General features: G+C 38.6%; 17 protein-coding genes and 2 pseudogenes. 16 read left to right on the top strand and 3 right to left on the bottom strand.

The window, feature by feature from the left end:
- The first annotated feature begins 141 nt into the window (after positions 1–141).
- The 4 genes from ACIFQM_RS24610 (at position 142) to ACIFQM_RS24625 (ending at position 2911) form a co-directional block, all read left to right on the top strand.
- Positions 142–648, top strand: a complete 507-nt coding sequence (locus ACIFQM_RS24610; RefSeq protein WP_430047194.1) for a hypothetical protein — start codon at positions 142–144, stop codon at positions 646–648.
- A gap of 207 nt (positions 649–855) precedes the next feature.
- On the top strand, positions 856–1026 hold the full coding sequence (locus ACIFQM_RS24615; protein WP_430037383.1) for a transposase: 171 nt from the start codon (positions 856–858) through the stop codon (positions 1024–1026).
- 527 nt (positions 1027–1553) lie between these two features.
- Positions 1554–2051 carry a sigma-70 family RNA polymerase sigma factor gene (locus ACIFQM_RS24620; RefSeq protein ID WP_430066365.1) on the top strand — a complete coding sequence of 166 codons (498 nt, stop codon included), beginning with the start codon at positions 1554–1556 and terminating at the stop codon, positions 2049–2051.
- Between the two features lie 5 nt (positions 2052–2056).
- Positions 2057–2911, top strand: coding sequence for a hypothetical protein (locus tag ACIFQM_RS24625; protein ID WP_430037386.1), 855 nt, complete (start codon positions 2057–2059; stop codon positions 2909–2911).
- A gap of 410 nt (positions 2912–3321) precedes the next feature.
- Here the strand turns inward: ACIFQM_RS24625 and ACIFQM_RS24630 are convergent, their stop codons facing one another.
- Positions 3322–3843: a TetR/AcrR family transcriptional regulator gene (locus ACIFQM_RS24630; RefSeq protein ID WP_430066367.1), complete on the bottom strand. Its 522-nt coding sequence runs from the start codon at positions 3841–3843 to the stop codon at positions 3322–3324.
- A gap of 150 nt (positions 3844–3993) precedes the next feature.
- Between ACIFQM_RS24630 and ACIFQM_RS24635 the strand changes: the two genes are divergently transcribed.
- The gene (locus tag ACIFQM_RS24635) at positions 3994–4746 is read left to right on the top strand and encodes an SDR family oxidoreductase (protein WP_430066369.1); all 753 of its coding nucleotides are present in this window, start codon (positions 3994–3996) and stop codon (positions 4744–4746) included.
- Positions 4727–4957, top strand: a complete 231-nt coding sequence (locus tag ACIFQM_RS24640) for a TetR/AcrR family transcriptional regulator (RefSeq protein ID WP_430047204.1) — start codon at positions 4727–4729, stop codon at positions 4955–4957. The genes ACIFQM_RS24635 and ACIFQM_RS24640 overlap by 20 nt, the downstream gene beginning before the upstream one ends.
- Here ACIFQM_RS24640 and rlmH read toward each other — a convergent pair.
- A pseudogene (gene rlmH / locus ACIFQM_RS24645) lies at positions 4929–5407 on the bottom strand (23S rRNA (pseudouridine(1915)-N(3))-methyltransferase RlmH). The gene ACIFQM_RS24640 and the pseudogene rlmH overlap by 29 nt on opposite strands.
- Positions 5408–5516: 109 nt before the next feature.
- Here rlmH and ACIFQM_RS24650 point away from each other — a divergent pair.
- From ACIFQM_RS24650 to ACIFQM_RS24685, 8 genes are all read left to right on the top strand, one after another.
- On the top strand, positions 5517–5843 hold the full coding sequence (locus ACIFQM_RS24650; RefSeq protein ID WP_430047206.1) for a nucleoside triphosphate pyrophosphohydrolase: 327 nt from the start codon (positions 5517–5519) through the stop codon (positions 5841–5843).
- A 496-nt stretch (positions 5844–6339) separates the two neighbouring features.
- Entirely contained in the window at positions 6340–7233 is an 894-nt protein-coding gene (locus ACIFQM_RS24655; protein ID WP_430037106.1) for a GIY-YIG nuclease family protein, read from the top strand.
- Positions 7234–7439: 206 nt separating this feature from the next.
- Positions 7440–7967 carry an AAA family ATPase gene (locus ACIFQM_RS24660; protein ID WP_430066371.1) on the top strand — a complete coding sequence of 176 codons (528 nt, stop codon included), beginning with the start codon at positions 7440–7442 and terminating at the stop codon, positions 7965–7967.
- A gap of 134 nt (positions 7968–8101) precedes the next feature.
- A complete protein-coding gene (locus tag ACIFQM_RS24665) occupies positions 8102–8359 on the top strand; it encodes a hypothetical protein (protein WP_430037112.1) in 258 nt (85 codons plus the stop codon).
- The gene (locus ACIFQM_RS24670) at positions 8337–8522 is read left to right on the top strand and encodes a hypothetical protein (protein ID WP_430037115.1); all 186 of its coding nucleotides are present in this window, start codon (positions 8337–8339) and stop codon (positions 8520–8522) included. The genes ACIFQM_RS24665 and ACIFQM_RS24670 overlap by 23 nt, the downstream gene beginning before the upstream one ends.
- Positions 8523–8636: 114 nt before the next feature.
- Entirely contained in the window at positions 8637–8828 is a 192-nt protein-coding gene (locus ACIFQM_RS24675; RefSeq protein ID WP_430037118.1) for a hypothetical protein, read from the top strand.
- Positions 8829–9142: 314 nt separating this feature from the next.
- A complete protein-coding gene (locus ACIFQM_RS24680; protein ID WP_430066373.1) occupies positions 9143–9895 on the top strand; it encodes a hypothetical protein in 753 nt (250 codons plus the stop codon).
- A gap of 314 nt (positions 9896–10209) precedes the next feature.
- Positions 10210–10734, top strand: a complete 525-nt coding sequence (locus ACIFQM_RS24685; protein WP_430037123.1) for a pyruvate kinase — start codon at positions 10210–10212, stop codon at positions 10732–10734.
- 134 nt (positions 10735–10868) lie between these two features.
- On the opposite strand, the pseudogene ACIFQM_RS24690 reads toward ACIFQM_RS24685, so the two are convergent.
- A pseudogene (locus tag ACIFQM_RS24690) lies at positions 10869–11081 on the bottom strand (transposase); the annotation flags it as partial.
- Positions 11082–11429: 348 nt separating this feature from the next.
- Between ACIFQM_RS24690 and ACIFQM_RS24695 the strand changes: the two are divergent.
- Complete coding sequence (locus tag ACIFQM_RS24695) at positions 11430–12527, top strand: dsDNA nuclease domain-containing protein (protein ID WP_430037126.1); 1098 nt, start codon at positions 11430–11432, stop codon at positions 12525–12527.
- Positions 12524–13618 (top strand): hypothetical protein, encoded by a 1095-nt coding sequence (locus ACIFQM_RS24700; protein WP_430066375.1) that lies wholly within the window; start codon positions 12524–12526, stop codon positions 13616–13618. Before ACIFQM_RS24695 ends, ACIFQM_RS24700 begins: the two co-directional genes overlap by 4 nt.
- Positions 13619–13624: the final 6 nt, after the last annotated feature.

The following is a 13624-nucleotide window of genomic DNA, read 5'->3' on the forward strand; positions in this document are numbered from 1 at the left end:
TGGTTATTCAACAGGCGTGATATAGTAATATTTATTATAAAGCTTGTCCGATAGCTAGAAATTTGTACATTTTGATCGTTCTTTATTGGTCCTACGATGCCCTTACTGTTCATTAAATTAAAATTCAGGAGTTGACTCCCCGTGAAAAATGACTCCTTAAGCAACCACCTACATAGTGATCTAGATTCCATACAGCCTAATCATAGCGACCCCAACATATTAAATTGCATGATGGATTTTCAAAAGCTGGCCCAATATCAGATCAAGCTTGCACAGATCATGCGCAATCATCATCAATTTCACAACTGCCTCATTCTGTGTGACCGGGCGATGTTTTCTATGGCTAAGGCCGTTTATGTTCACCGAAATCAAATTATTGTGTCCTCCATTAACCTATCTATAACGGATGTACTTAGACTAATCCACACGGATGCTGAGCCGAGTTTGGATATGGTGCTGTTTATGGGTACGGTGCATTATCTTATTTCCGCAGAGGATCATGCACATAACAAGTCAATGAAGCTGGAGGAGGTCGATAGGCTGCTTTTTAGAACGGACCATACTTTAATACGTCTATCTCGTCGAATTGTAGCTGATCCTGCTGAGTGGTATCCATCTATTTTTAAAGAAAATCAGTCCATGAAGTAGTTAAATCCACACCTGTCGATTAACCATTAAATGGTAGAAAAAGAGCCGTCAACTCGGTAAAATGTTTGTATCCCTACAAACTTAACCGAAAGGTGACGACTCCATGAAAAAGTCTATCACGATCCCATTCATCCTTCCATCCATTCTGACTCCGGAAGAAGTGCAAAGCGTTACCAAGGGAGCACTTACCCGGACTACATTGTGGTGATGTTTCGAGATTTTGAAGGTCGAGTCATCCGAGTCGTTACCGATTTAATGCAGGTGACCGCAGAACAAATCGCACAGATGTATAAAGCTCGATGGCAGATGGAGGTCTTTTTCCGTTCCTTTTTAATATTTTATGCCATTATATCATCAAGTATATCTAACGCCCTCTGAGCCATCTTTCACAGGCAGCTCTCTCACTGGAGTAGCGCCTAGCCTTTATTGCATAACCTACAACAAGTCCATTTTTATGTCAGCCTTTCTATGAATTAAATGTAGTCGCTAGCATTGTCTGTATAGTTTTCAGGGCTTGGCGATTGATAAGTTACCAGGCACAAGCTCAGTGTCTACAAATTCCTTCAATAACCGTGCTTGCTCGTATTCCCCCATGTAACTTTTGAACCAATCAACCTAAGAATATGATTCGCATACGATGCTCATCAACTTATTTCTATGTAGGGACACCTGTCCTAGTAACGGCAAACGCCCAGTTTATATCGTAAAAGAAGAACAAAAAAACTCTAAAACTTAAAGTCTCAGAGGCAATGAATCCCTATTTTCAAGTTAAGTTAACCTTTTTTGTCGAAAGGCAGCTAATTAGCGGGGTGAAAAAAACCATCAGAATGATGAAACTATTTGAGACGCTGATCTGTCTAACATACATTACACAATAGACAATGAAAGTCGAGGTATAACCAGCAATGGGGGTGTATCAACTGAACAAAGCAAATGCGTCGTTAACCGAACAACAGTTTAGCGACCGGCTGATGGGATGCAAAGAACGAATGTACCGGATTGCATACTCATACGTCAAGAATCAACAGGATGCGCTTGAGATCGTATCAGAGGCATCGTATAAGGCTTTTCTCTCATATAAGAAACTGGAGAGTCTGGACTATGTAGAAACTTGGATTGCGAGGATTGTCATCAACTGTGCGATTGATCATTTAAGGCGTAAGAAGAAATATACGTATATCGAGGACAGCCAGCATTCGCTAACATCCGCAGATTCGAATATGTACGAGGCCCTTGAAGTTTTGAAGCCTGAGGAAAGGTCCTTTATCATTCTAAAATTTTTTGAAGGCCAGCGATTCAAGGATATTGCCGAGGTGCTTTCACTTTCAGAAAATACTGTAAAAAGCAAGTTTTATCGCATTCTCAATAAGCTCAAATTACAACTAACGAGGAAAGCAGGTTGAAGCGGATGTATGGTAAAGAAAAATATGATGAGATCGAAATTCCGTCCAGTCTTTCAGAAGTGATTCAGGATGCTCGCAAGCGTGCACATAAAATGAAACGGAATAGACGAGTGTGGCGCGGTTCTTCTTTGGTTGCGGCCTGCGCAGCTATGGTCATTACAGTTAATGTGCCAACCGTAGCTCTGGCGCTGTCTGATGTGCCGATCATCGGGTCTGTCGTGAAAATCTTTCAAATAGGCGGCGGGGGACAATCCACAGATGGGGCAGTGGCAACAACCAAACAGGAAAGCGACTCGTTAAGCATTCATTTCAAGGTCGATGGCAATCAGCTTGCGTCTGCTCCAGCCTACACCTTAGAGCGACTTGCAGGTCCAGATCGGCTAGTTTTCACCTTTAACGGAGTACGTGAGCTTGATTATGTCAAAATGGAGAAGGATATTCGAGCTCTTAATTATGTGAAAGATGTATATCGTAATATTATTCTGGATGATTCGGCAGTCCGCTTTGTAATTGAGCTTAAGGAGAATGTGGATTATTCCGTATCAGAGTATAAAGATCCTGGCTATATCCAGCTTAAGCTGTTCTCGGCTGCAAACCATTCGCAGCCGCGAGAGTTGTTCTTTGTGCGAAGTCAGGACATGGAAGAGGGGGAAGCACTGGCCATGCTGGCCGAACAGTTTCATGATAAAGGAAGCAGCATGGTTAAAACCCGCACCGGCAAGTTTGCTGTGGTAATGGGCAGCTTTGACAACCTGGCGCAAGCAGAAACGTGGTTACAGCAAATGAAACAGCAACAAGAAGAGGAGGCTGTAAGCCAGCTTTATGTAGATCATTGGATGAGTAATGCTAACCCAAAATAGTAGTTTGATCCCTACCCTACTTATAAAAGACCTACACCCTCAAAACCCGCTGCTCTAGAATGCTTCAAAAAACAGTCAAGGCATACATGGAAAAATTGAATTTTTGAAACCGTTAATCTGAAAATGATCTACGGTTTTTTTGTTCCCTTCTATTTGTTATGTGATTATCATCCCCATGACCAAATATTTTACCGGAAATGCTTTTGAATAAAATTTCAAATTTCGCCCTACTTGTGGTAGGGTTCACAGCGCTGTCTGTAACGGCAAGTTTTAAGGCCATCCTTCTGGGATGGCCCTTTCTTTGCTCTCGCTTTGTTCAACTCGCTCGTAAATGTTAGCGCAAAAAAAGGCCGCCAATCAAGCTGGTAGCCTTCTCGTGATTAAACAAATCTTAATTGGTGTGACTGTAGCTAATCCTCAATCCCCGCCTCGATCAACTTCCAGACCGCTTCGAACTCTCCTTTAAAATCCATATGCATCCAATTATCTGCATAAGCTGGTGCAGAAAAATATGAAAACGCCATTAAAATGGCATACAGCCGCCTAACGTCCTCAATGCCACTCGCGGCCTTTAAACTGTCCATTAAATCGCCGATGTGCCGAATGAGCACCGCCGGATTTCGATCAATATATGCTGTATACAGCTTAAACATTTCAGGCTCACGCACATAAGCCTCATATTTCGATTGGCTCAAAATCCATAGCCACTCGTGCACGATGTCCTTCTTCGACGAGCATTTGTCTGTATCAAATGGAAAAAGCCGCGCCAGTTCATGGTCCAGCCACGACAACGCAAGCTCGGTCCATAACTCTTCCTTGCCTGAAAAATACTTGTAGATCGCAGCATGAGTCGTCCCCAACTCAGCGCTGACCTTTGACAGATTGACTTTATCCATCCCTTGTTCGACAACCATTCGATGTGCGGTTTCCATTATGAGTTCTCTGCTTAAATTTTTCATAATTTTATTATACCGATTGACGTCACAGGTTACAACTATTGACTTTTGTAACTCATCATTGTATGCTTAGCTCATTCATAGGTTACAAATTTTAAAAGATGTAACTGAAAAGGAGAGTCCTTCATGAAACTTTCAAATCGTACAGTCGTCGTTACAGGCGGCACTTCGGGCATCGGTCTTGCATTCGCTTTGAACTTGTTGAATCGTGGCAATAAAGTCATCGTCATTGGACGGAATCAAGCAACACTCGATCAAGTAACGCACAGACATAAAGGGCTCATCGGGCTGCGAGGCGACGTCTCCAATGCGAACTCCGTTCGCGAAATGGCCGCAATCCTTCGTGACCGCTACCCTGAAGTCTCGATTCTGTTCAACTCGGCAGGTATTATGCGCACCTTCGAATTGATGGACGATAACCTCGATTTGGAGCGCACTACCGCAGAGATTGAAACGAACTTAAACGGGACCATCTGGACGACGGAAGCGCTGCTCCCTCAATTGGCCAGACAAGATGAAGCTATGATCGTAACCGTAAGCTCCGGTCTTGCCTACGTCACTTCCCCCCTTCATCCCGTTTATTCGGCTACAAAAGCGGGCGTGCATATGTTTACTGACGCGCTTCGAATCCAGCTCAGGAAATCGAAAACGAACATACACGTGATGGAACTTGTCCCACCCCTCGTTGCGGAAACCAATCTGCTCCTTGGCATGCAGAACGGCGGCATTCCCAGTATGAGTCTGGACACACTCGTAAAGCACGGGATCAAAGGGATGGAGCAAAACAAAAAGAGGGTCGTTCCGGGCTTCTCCAAAATATTGCGCTTTGCGGGGAAATACTTCCCGGACACCCTTTCGAATGCGATGGCACGGGGTTGAGGGGGCGAGAATCGAGTCGATCGCAGAAAATGCCGGGGTAAAGAAGCAGTTGATCTATCATTACTTCAAGGGAAAAACAGAATTGCTTGAAGCCGTTTTGGCTAACTTTGCAACTAGCGAACCAGAGTGGGTCTCGCAAATCCCTGATAACCCGGTTTATATTGCCGAGCAAAAACTTGCCGTTATTTGTGATACGGTTCACCCCGATTAATCTTCACCGCCCGATAAATCTGCTCCACCAACACCAGCCGCATCAGTTGATGAGGCAAAGTCATTCTTCCGAAGCTCAGCTTCTGCTGGGCGCGGCGGAGGACTTCGTCAGAGAGGACACGGCTGCCGCCAATGACGAAGACAACATGGCTTGTACCGTAGGTACCGAGCTTGTCCAATTCCTCCGCAAGCTCTTCCGAGCTCCAGAGTTCCCGTCGATGGCGAGCACAATGACATGCGCTTCACTCTTCACATGGGCAAGGATACGCTCACCTTCCCGCTCCTTGACCTGTCGGACTTCCGCCTCACTCAGTGTGTCGGGAGCCTTTTCATCGGCTACATCGATCATTTGAAACTTAATGTATGGGCCTAGCCGTTTAGCGTATTCCTGAATCCCCATGACCCAATATTTTTCTTTTAACTTTCCTACACCTATAAGTTGAATAAACAAATTCCATGCCCCTATCAACACCCAACCTTTTCTCACGAATGATATAATGGCGAAAAGGAAGTTGTTGGCTTCGGTCTAAGGCTCCACAACAGAAAGGGTGTTATTTCAGATGCCTACATATAATAAGCTGGTGCGGGACCGGATTCCGCACATCATTACGTCTCAAGGCAAGGAATGCCGCACGCGTTTTTTGGACCAGGAGGAATATAAGCAAGAGCTGAGAACGAAGCTTCGTGAAGAAGCAACGGAATATTTTGAAGCGGCGAAAGATAAGGACGCGCTGGAAGAGCTGGCGGATATGCTGGAAGTCATCCGGGCGCTGGCAGAAGTACATGGGGCGAATACGGCAGAGCTGGACAAGCTGCGTTCAGACAAAGCCGAGGCACGGGGTGGCTTTCAGGAGCGGGTGTTTTTAATTGATGTCGACGAAGCTTAATGTAAAGCTTATTACCGATAATTTAGCGGATGAGCTGATCGCCTAGATACAACATGCCTCCAGGATTTATATAATGACTTCATTTATTATGCTGTCCGGGGTGAATCGCTGAGAAATTGATTTCTCTGCTCCAGTAAGCCTAAAGTCTAGTCAAGTGGTACACATGGAATAAACATATTATATTATCTATTAGGTATAGTTAACGTTTGATGATTTTTACGTACCTGTCATTGATGGGATGTACGTGTGAATCAATTATTCAAAATGAAGTTTTGGCGGGAGTTTTTTGTTTGAAAGTATAGGATTAGTGATCGTCATATTCTTCCATTTGATGATACAATATAAGCATGATTCAAAAGGACTATTTCAAATACGATGTTTCGTTTAATCAATTGTATTTCTTATATTTAGGAACTTCGTGAATATTACGTTAGATGAAACCCTCTAATATATTAAGGAAGATATAAACATGTTTGAAGGCTATGGAGGTTAGTAGATGAGAGGGAAATCAATCAAGCTATATATTATGGGAGAGAAATATAAGAATTTGAAAACAGCAGAACTTAGTAACTGGACAGGTAAAGCATATGTTGGACAAAGAAAACATGTTCAAATGCTTCAAAGTATTGACGAATTATCTTCTCCTGGTATCTATTTGTTGATTTCTGAAGTAGAAGATTCTTATCAAAAGAAGATATACATTGGAGAGGCCGACGAAGTAAATGGACGAATATCTGACCAGTTTAAGAAAAAGGATTGGTGGAGCGATTTTGTAATATTTATTAGCAAAGATACTAATTTAACAAAGTCGCACGTCAGATATCTTGAAAGAGAACTGTACGGAATTGCAGTTAAAAATAAGACTACTATTGAGACAACTAACGGAAACACTCCACCAGGTTCAAAGTTACCTATTTCTGAATGTGATGACATGGATAATTTTAATGAGAATATTATATTTGTACTTAACAATTTAGGTATTTTAGATTTTACTAAGACTCAAACAACCAATGAAAATATCAGTAACAATAGAAGGCAAGAAAGCGACACTTTTTATTTGAATGTCCCTGGAGCTAAAGGTGAGATGGCTAAAGAAGCGAAACTTATAATTATAGAAGGGACATATAGACTGCTAGCGGATTCCTACATCCGAAAAGATCATGTCAATAGTTTTTCCAGTCATAACTATGCGAAATTAAGAAAGCAACTTGAAGAGGAGGGATTTTTTGAGCTTTCAGAAAGTGAAAGTTATTTTAAATTGTGTAGGGACATTGACTTTAAATCTCCATCTGCAGCAGCAGCTATTGTAAGAAATAGTTCAATAAATGGTAGAAAAGAATGGAAATTGAAAAGTGGAATAAGTTTAGATGAATATGAAAATAGACTATGATACTTAACATTTTGTGCCTATTCAAGGGAGCGAGGGCATCATCTAACATAATATTCAAGCAGCGGCTCCTTTGGAGCCTTGGTCTGCGAGAAGGATTTCAGGGAAGCATTTCAGCAGACAACCCCTTCGGGGTTCATGAATACAGGAACGTTATACGAAAGCACCTAAAGGCTGATATATTGCAGTATTTTCAAGGAGGCTACAAAATGTCAAGATCAGTTTATATCATTTCCGGTCCCGCTGGTGTCGGGAAATCTACTACTTCAAAGAAACTTGTTGGGCATTTGGATCGCAGTTCATATATCTCTGGCGATGATATTAGTCATTTACCTGTAAACGGGAGGGGCAAGCCTTGGCTCTGTCAAGAAACTCATAAGCTGACTTGGATAAATATATTGGGTTTAGTGAAGAATCTAATTGAATTTAATTACGATGTTGTTATAGATTATGTGACGTTTCCATCGGAGGCTAACTGGTTAGCTAATGAGTTAGGGAGTATGAATGTAAGGATCATTTATGTTGTGTTTATGGTTGATCCAGAAACAATTATATTAAGAGATCAGTCAAGAGATCCAACGATTCAAATGGGTGAACGAAGCGTAATCCTATTGAATGAATTTAAAGAAGCATTAAAAGACGAAAGGCATATATTAAATACCCAAGAATATTCTATTAACCAGATAGACGAAGTGATTGAAGAGATAATAAACAATAATAGATTTTTGATAAGCTAATCGGCAAAGGATTTTGGGAAAGCAGAGGCAACTGGACACATCCGACTTCGTCGGACGTCGTAAATACAGTAACGTTATAAGAAACCAGCACAAACAAAAATAAATGAAAATTCTCTATAGAGGCGGTTTTATAAATGAGTATTAAGCTTCAAATTAGTCATGACGAAAAAGAAATCAAGTTTTTTGATAAAGATTTAGGGATATTAGGTTTTACGGATTACACAGCTGAGGTATGGGGAAAAATATCAACCGTTAATTGGTATGTTAATGAAAGCAAAATTGCAAAGAATGAGAAAACATACATATACACAGGAGCAGGAAAATTTAGCGGTTTAAAAAATTTGCACCAGATAGTAATGATGTTATGGTATGGGCTGGAAGGGTGGCACTAATCAGAATGTTTGGATAACAGATAAGCATCTGCGACAAGACGGGACGATTAAGGTTGGAGAGAATGTAGATTATGTATTCCGCAAAGCCCAGCGTCAGCTTGAGTTGTTTGGATACACAGGGCAGATACCAGGTATCAAGCGCAAATCAGCAGAGATATTGTAAAAAAACTGGAGGACATTGTTAAACATCTGAAACAGCAACTACCTAATATGGGGTAGTTGCTGTTTTTTTTTAAGGAAGAAAAAAAAGATGGGTATTCAAAGGAGGAAAATGGGATTGAGCCATTGGTTCTATATAACGCCAGAAGAGTATGTTGAAGCCGAGAAAATTGGAGTCAAATCAGCCATGTTGGATCGTCGTATTCGTGAACAGGGCTGGACGAAGGAACGAGCGAGCGATGGCAACACCACCACGTGCCCTGAAAGATCGCCGGAAGTGGCTGCAATTGGCGCGAGAAAACGGCATTAACAAAGCTACCTTTTATACCCGGATACGTAATCTTGGCTGGAGCAGGATCTTCCCAGCACCTAGGGACGCAACAATTGCAGAGTTGCTGAATGATAGGAAACGTGTACTGGATGTTTTAATCAAAGAACGGCGTCTACCCAGTATTATAAGTCGTTATTATGAAATATGTGGGCTTTATGAAAAATAAAATATCTAATTGTCAAAAAAATATAGAGATGATAATGTGGTTAATATTGGTTCATATGAGAATATATTTGAATCAATACTTAGTATTGGAGATAGTGCTAACAATATCATTAGGAGGGAAATTTAATTTGTTTAACAAAACATCCATAAAATCAATTTTACGTATTACCACACTCACGTTGGCTTTTTTAATATTCTTTGTTGCTTCCGCTCAAACTTACTCTCTTGCAGCAGGAGCAGATTCGCTAAATAGCGTTCAAGAAGCTTCAACTAACAAAGACGAAAATAGCTCCCAAGAAGTTACCATTGAAGAGAGTCAAAATAGTGGTGAAGATGTATCAAATGATGAAACTCACACTACTGTAAACGTCGGAGAACTGGAAGAAATGGGGGATGAAATATCACCTGAAACCAGTCTCATCGTACCTGTTCTTCCTTGGATAGGTATGGGTATTGGTGAGCTATTAGCATGGTTGGGTGGTGGAGCTGCTGCAGGTCTTGCTATTTATAAGTTTGGGCAGGAGGTAGTAGCAGTACGTGATTTTGTACAAGAACTCTCGAAGAATAATAACAGAGATAAGCCTGTATATTACAAAGCGAAGACAGACAAATCTGGTTTATACATTCTTGGTACACTAAAAGATAAAAATGCTGCTAAAACCTATGTGACAAACTCAAATAATGAAGTCTGGGCATCAAGTTACAATGACGCTTCAGCACTTGCTCGAAGTTTTGGTTCAGCTACAAGGTTAGAAAATCATTATGACACCGGTTATAGTGATACAAAGTACTACAATCATTTTCATGGAATAACGGGTAATAAACGCTCAGGTCATATTTTTTATGGAGCTGATTATGTATGGGGTGCAAATAGAAGGTAACTATAATCTTTATCAGCAATAACACTCTCTCCAATACTAAAATAAATATCGCGATAGTTGAATAACTATAATAAGTAGCTTGATTCCAGTATCACGGGAATTGAAAAAGCTTGAGTTCTAGTGCGTTATCATCACAGCATTGTTCCTCAGTTAAGGCTTTTAATTGAGTAGATTCAAGATTGATGGTAGCAAGATTTAAAATTTGTCATTATAATTCATCATTATCGTCACTTCTTAAAAATGTTTTCTGTTACTTTCGATTACCTGAGTAGACCATTTGGGGTACAAAAAATAACTAAGAGGAGGGAAGTAAAATGCAAATTGATGTTGAAAAGTTATATAAAAAATATTTGACCTTAAATATACCTAATCCATTTACTACTGATCAAATTCATCGACGATTGACGGAAACGTATTTTGCAAAAAAGGAAGACCTTAGCCGTTTTTCAGACTTGAGTCAAGACCCTCATGCTGGATTCGATAAAGCAACTGGTGCATATGTATTTGAGGACAAAAGAGGAATCGAAAAGTTAATAAGATTAAACAGAGACGATGAGATAGATAAAGATGGCCAACATGCATATGTAATTAATTCAACTTTAATAGGTGGGTCATTATTATTAAACTTGGAGCTTCACATATTCAAAGGGATAGATAAGGAAGAAATGGTTCTAGGTAATCTTCGTTTTGAGGAGTATTTAATTGCACTTTATATAACAGGTTATATTCAATTTGAAAATGATCCTGTAATAGACAAAGTAATTGAGCGTTATCGCGATGGTTACTACCTTCGTTACTTTGGAATGCAAAGTGGCTTCGAAAATTATCTGTACAAATAAAAAATTGTAGCGCCTTCCTATTAGGAAGGCTATTTTTATGAATAAGATGTTAACAATTTTGCTTTGAAAGGGGAGCGTCAAGAAGTTTGTGTAAATGAAAAAATGAAATAACATTTCCCTGTTGTAGAACGATGTTAGTTTGTGGCGGTGAACAGAGCGAGCAGTTCTGCTCGTGCTTGATCGAAGCCAATATGACAACGGGTAGCAAAACGTTAGTTATCGTTTTCAAACTGGGAAACCAGGAATTTTTCTAATGCCTCTTCATGAGGGAATTGTTCTTTCCGGTTCGTGTATTTCTTGATTTGCTTGTTAAACGATTCGATCAAATTGCTGGAGTAAAACATTTTATTCACAAACATATGTTCTGATTTATGCTAAAATTATTATATATTGAACTAATGGTAAGATAATCTATGAATGGAGGTATTGGTATGGTCGACACCACACAGAAAGTAATCACTATTTGATTGGTCTGCTTGTAGGTGATGCAACTTCTCATCAGCTTCTCAGAATTGCAACCTTGTCCTAGAACATGGCAGTGGCAATTTACTAAAGCTACTAAAGAAGGAAAATATATAAAATAGAAGGGATTTGAATATATTTGTCGAAATATTCCTAATACTATAACCCCTGGTGTGACGGAGGAAATGGATTAATGCAAATTTATATAAATAATTTGTGTAGAGGAATAGACAATGAATAATCAAAGTAAAGCTGCTGTAAATGCTGGTGTTCATGGTTCGACGGGGACTGAATTTCAAAAACATTGTGCATTATACTTTTTGTTCAATAAGTATAATGATTTAAAAGATAGAAAGTACTTTATTTGTATTGAACATCATGATGATTTTTTGTTTTGTTATCAAAATAATGATGAGCTTATTTCTTCTATTGACTCTTATCAAGCAAAGAAGTCTTCTGAAAAGTGGGAAATGAGCGGCTTATATGAATTACTTAGAAAAATGACTGGAGTAGGCTTATCACTGAATGCAGATAGTATGCCTAAAGTAAATAACTATACACATAACTTAGAGTTCATAACTAACAACTCTATACAATTAAGTAATGGTCTTAGAGGAAAAAATAAGAATAAAAGTATAACTATTAACGAGAGTAATAGTAGATTAAAATTTACTGATTTAGATACTGAGATTACAAATAAAATTGAAGCAGAATTAACGAAATTGCTAGGTAAGGATCTAGAAGGTTTAAAGGAATTAAATAATGTTTCATTAGCCTATATTGATTTTCCAAAGAAAAGCGCTGGGCAGAAGGATTCACTAGTTGGACTGCTCAGTAGAATATTTGGAGCAAAGGTCAGTGATCATAGAGCTGCTGTAGATGCGCTGTTGCTTCTATTTAGAGATGTAGAAAACACGTTAAACCAAGGCAATGTTGTAAAGTTAATGGATGAATCAAAACGTGTTAGTTCTGCAAGTATTAATGATGCTATTGATATAATTACTACAAAAACGATGGCATTTGAATTGTGGCGAAATGAGGAAAAAGAAGTTTGTATAAATCTGGAGATTTCCATTCCAGATAAGAGCGAGTTTAAGCTGAATTTTATTAATAGCTTTGATAGATTTAAAGATTATCAACAAATTGAACATAAAAAAATACTCTCCTTTGTTAAGGAGAATAGTAATGTAATGTATCGCTTTACTGTCGAGACTGATTGTATTTTAGAATTATATCAAATGTTTCGAAAAAACATAAGTTCTCAATTGTCAGAGCTAAGTATAAAAGCTGCTATTTATGCTGCATATATAGAAGTAAGGGGACAATTATGAAAACAAAATTATTAATAAACAAACTATTTGCATATTCAGAGAGTGAAAATGAATATTTTTACACAGAGTTTGATCAAGGTATAAACATTATTTATGGAAAAAATACATCAGGAAAAAGCACGGTTTTTCAGATGCTTTTATACACGCTGGGTATAAATGACAATAATGACCACTTGAAAGAAATTATTGAAGAAGGTGCTTTTATAAGAGTAGACTTTCAAGTAATTAATAATGGAGAAAGTGAAAAAATTACTTTTGTTAGAGATGATGAAACGATATTCATTAAAAGGGTAGATAAACCTATTATGAGGTTTAATGGTATTAGAGCGAATCAGTCTGCTGAACATATTAAACTTAAAGGATTCCTTCATGAATTATTTAATTTCACACTTAAATTAGAGAATAAGGAGGGGTACAAAGCTGCTCCAATCGAAGCAATGTTTTTGCCTTATTATATACCTCAGTCAGTAGGGTGGGTATACCTTAGAAAATCCTTTAGTAGCCTTGAGTATTATAAAAATCTTAAAGAAGATTATCTTGACTATTATTTGGGAATTGAATCACTTGTTGATAGGGATAAAAAGCAGGAATTGGAAAGAAAATTGAAAAGTAAAGAAGATGAAATTAAATTTTATGTAAATTTGGAAAATAGTAATGACGAGTTCCAAATTACAAAACTAGTTGATGAAGAATTTATTGAAGAGTCATTAGAATATATTAAGTTACACAGTGATAATCAGGTGCTTTTAAATGAACATGAAGAAGAATATATTTCTAAATGCAATGAACAGAGCTATTATAAAGAACGATTGTCTTTACTGCGAAAAGTGTCAAGACATCACAAGAAACAAAACCCTTTAGAGGGAACATGTCCTGCTTGTGATCGGGAACTTTCATTTAGTATTACTTCGTCATATAAGTATTTTCAAGAAGAGAATGACACTGAGGAAGAAATGGTAAAATGTAAAGCGATGATAAAGAAGCTGCAAGGGGAAATTAATTCTCTAGGAAAACTTATAAATGTTCGTAAAGAAAATAACTTAAAAACATATGGAATATTAAAAAGATATTTTAAGCATCACGCCTGTTGAATAACC

The sequence above is a fragment of the Paenibacillus sp. NRS-1782 genome, assembly GCF_050467685.1.
GTDB classification, from domain to species: Bacteria; Bacillota; Bacilli; order Paenibacillales; family Paenibacillaceae; genus Paenibacillus; species Paenibacillus terrae_A.

What these genes read in the sequence shown, in the direction of transcription:
- ACIFQM_RS24660 (WP_430066371.1), top strand. Translation starts at nt 7,440, where the DNA reads ATGTCAAGATCAGTTTATATCATTTCCGGTCCCGCTGGTGTCGGGAAA.
- ACIFQM_RS24695 (WP_430037126.1), top strand. Translation starts at nt 11,430, where the DNA reads ATGAATAATCAAAGTAAAGCTGCTGTAAATGCTGGTGTTCATGGTTCG.
- ACIFQM_RS24650 (WP_430047206.1), top strand. Translation starts at nt 5,517, where the DNA reads ATGCCTACATATAATAAGCTGGTGCGGGACCGGATTCCGCACATCATT.
- ACIFQM_RS24665 (WP_430037112.1), top strand. Translation starts at nt 8,102, where the DNA reads ATGAGTATTAAGCTTCAAATTAGTCATGACGAAAAAGAAATCAAGTTT.
- ACIFQM_RS24635 (WP_430066369.1), top strand. Translation starts at nt 3,994, where the DNA reads ATGAAACTTTCAAATCGTACAGTCGTCGTTACAGGCGGCACTTCGGGC.
- ACIFQM_RS24630 (WP_430066367.1), bottom strand. Translation starts at nt 3,843, where the DNA reads ATGGAAACCGCACATCGAATGGTTGTCGAACAAGGGATGGATAAAGTC.
- ACIFQM_RS24670 (WP_430037115.1), top strand. Translation starts at nt 8,337, where the DNA reads ATGGGCTGGAAGGGTGGCACTAATCAGAATGTTTGGATAACAGATAAG.
- ACIFQM_RS24615 (WP_430037383.1), top strand. Translation starts at nt 856, where the DNA reads ATGTTTCGAGATTTTGAAGGTCGAGTCATCCGAGTCGTTACCGATTTA.
- ACIFQM_RS24620 (WP_430066365.1), top strand. Translation starts at nt 1,554, where the DNA reads ATGGGGGTGTATCAACTGAACAAAGCAAATGCGTCGTTAACCGAACAA.
- ACIFQM_RS24655 (WP_430037106.1), top strand. Translation starts at nt 6,340, where the DNA reads ATGAGAGGGAAATCAATCAAGCTATATATTATGGGAGAGAAATATAAG.
- ACIFQM_RS24700 (WP_430066375.1), top strand. Translation starts at nt 12,524, where the DNA reads ATGAAAACAAAATTATTAATAAACAAACTATTTGCATATTCAGAGAGT.
- ACIFQM_RS24640 (WP_430047204.1), top strand. Translation starts at nt 4,727, where the DNA reads ATGCGATGGCACGGGGTTGAGGGGGCGAGAATCGAGTCGATCGCAGAA.
- ACIFQM_RS24685 (WP_430037123.1), top strand. Translation starts at nt 10,210, where the DNA reads ATGCAAATTGATGTTGAAAAGTTATATAAAAAATATTTGACCTTAAAT.
- ACIFQM_RS24625 (WP_430037386.1), top strand. Translation starts at nt 2,057, where the DNA reads ATGTATGGTAAAGAAAAATATGATGAGATCGAAATTCCGTCCAGTCTT.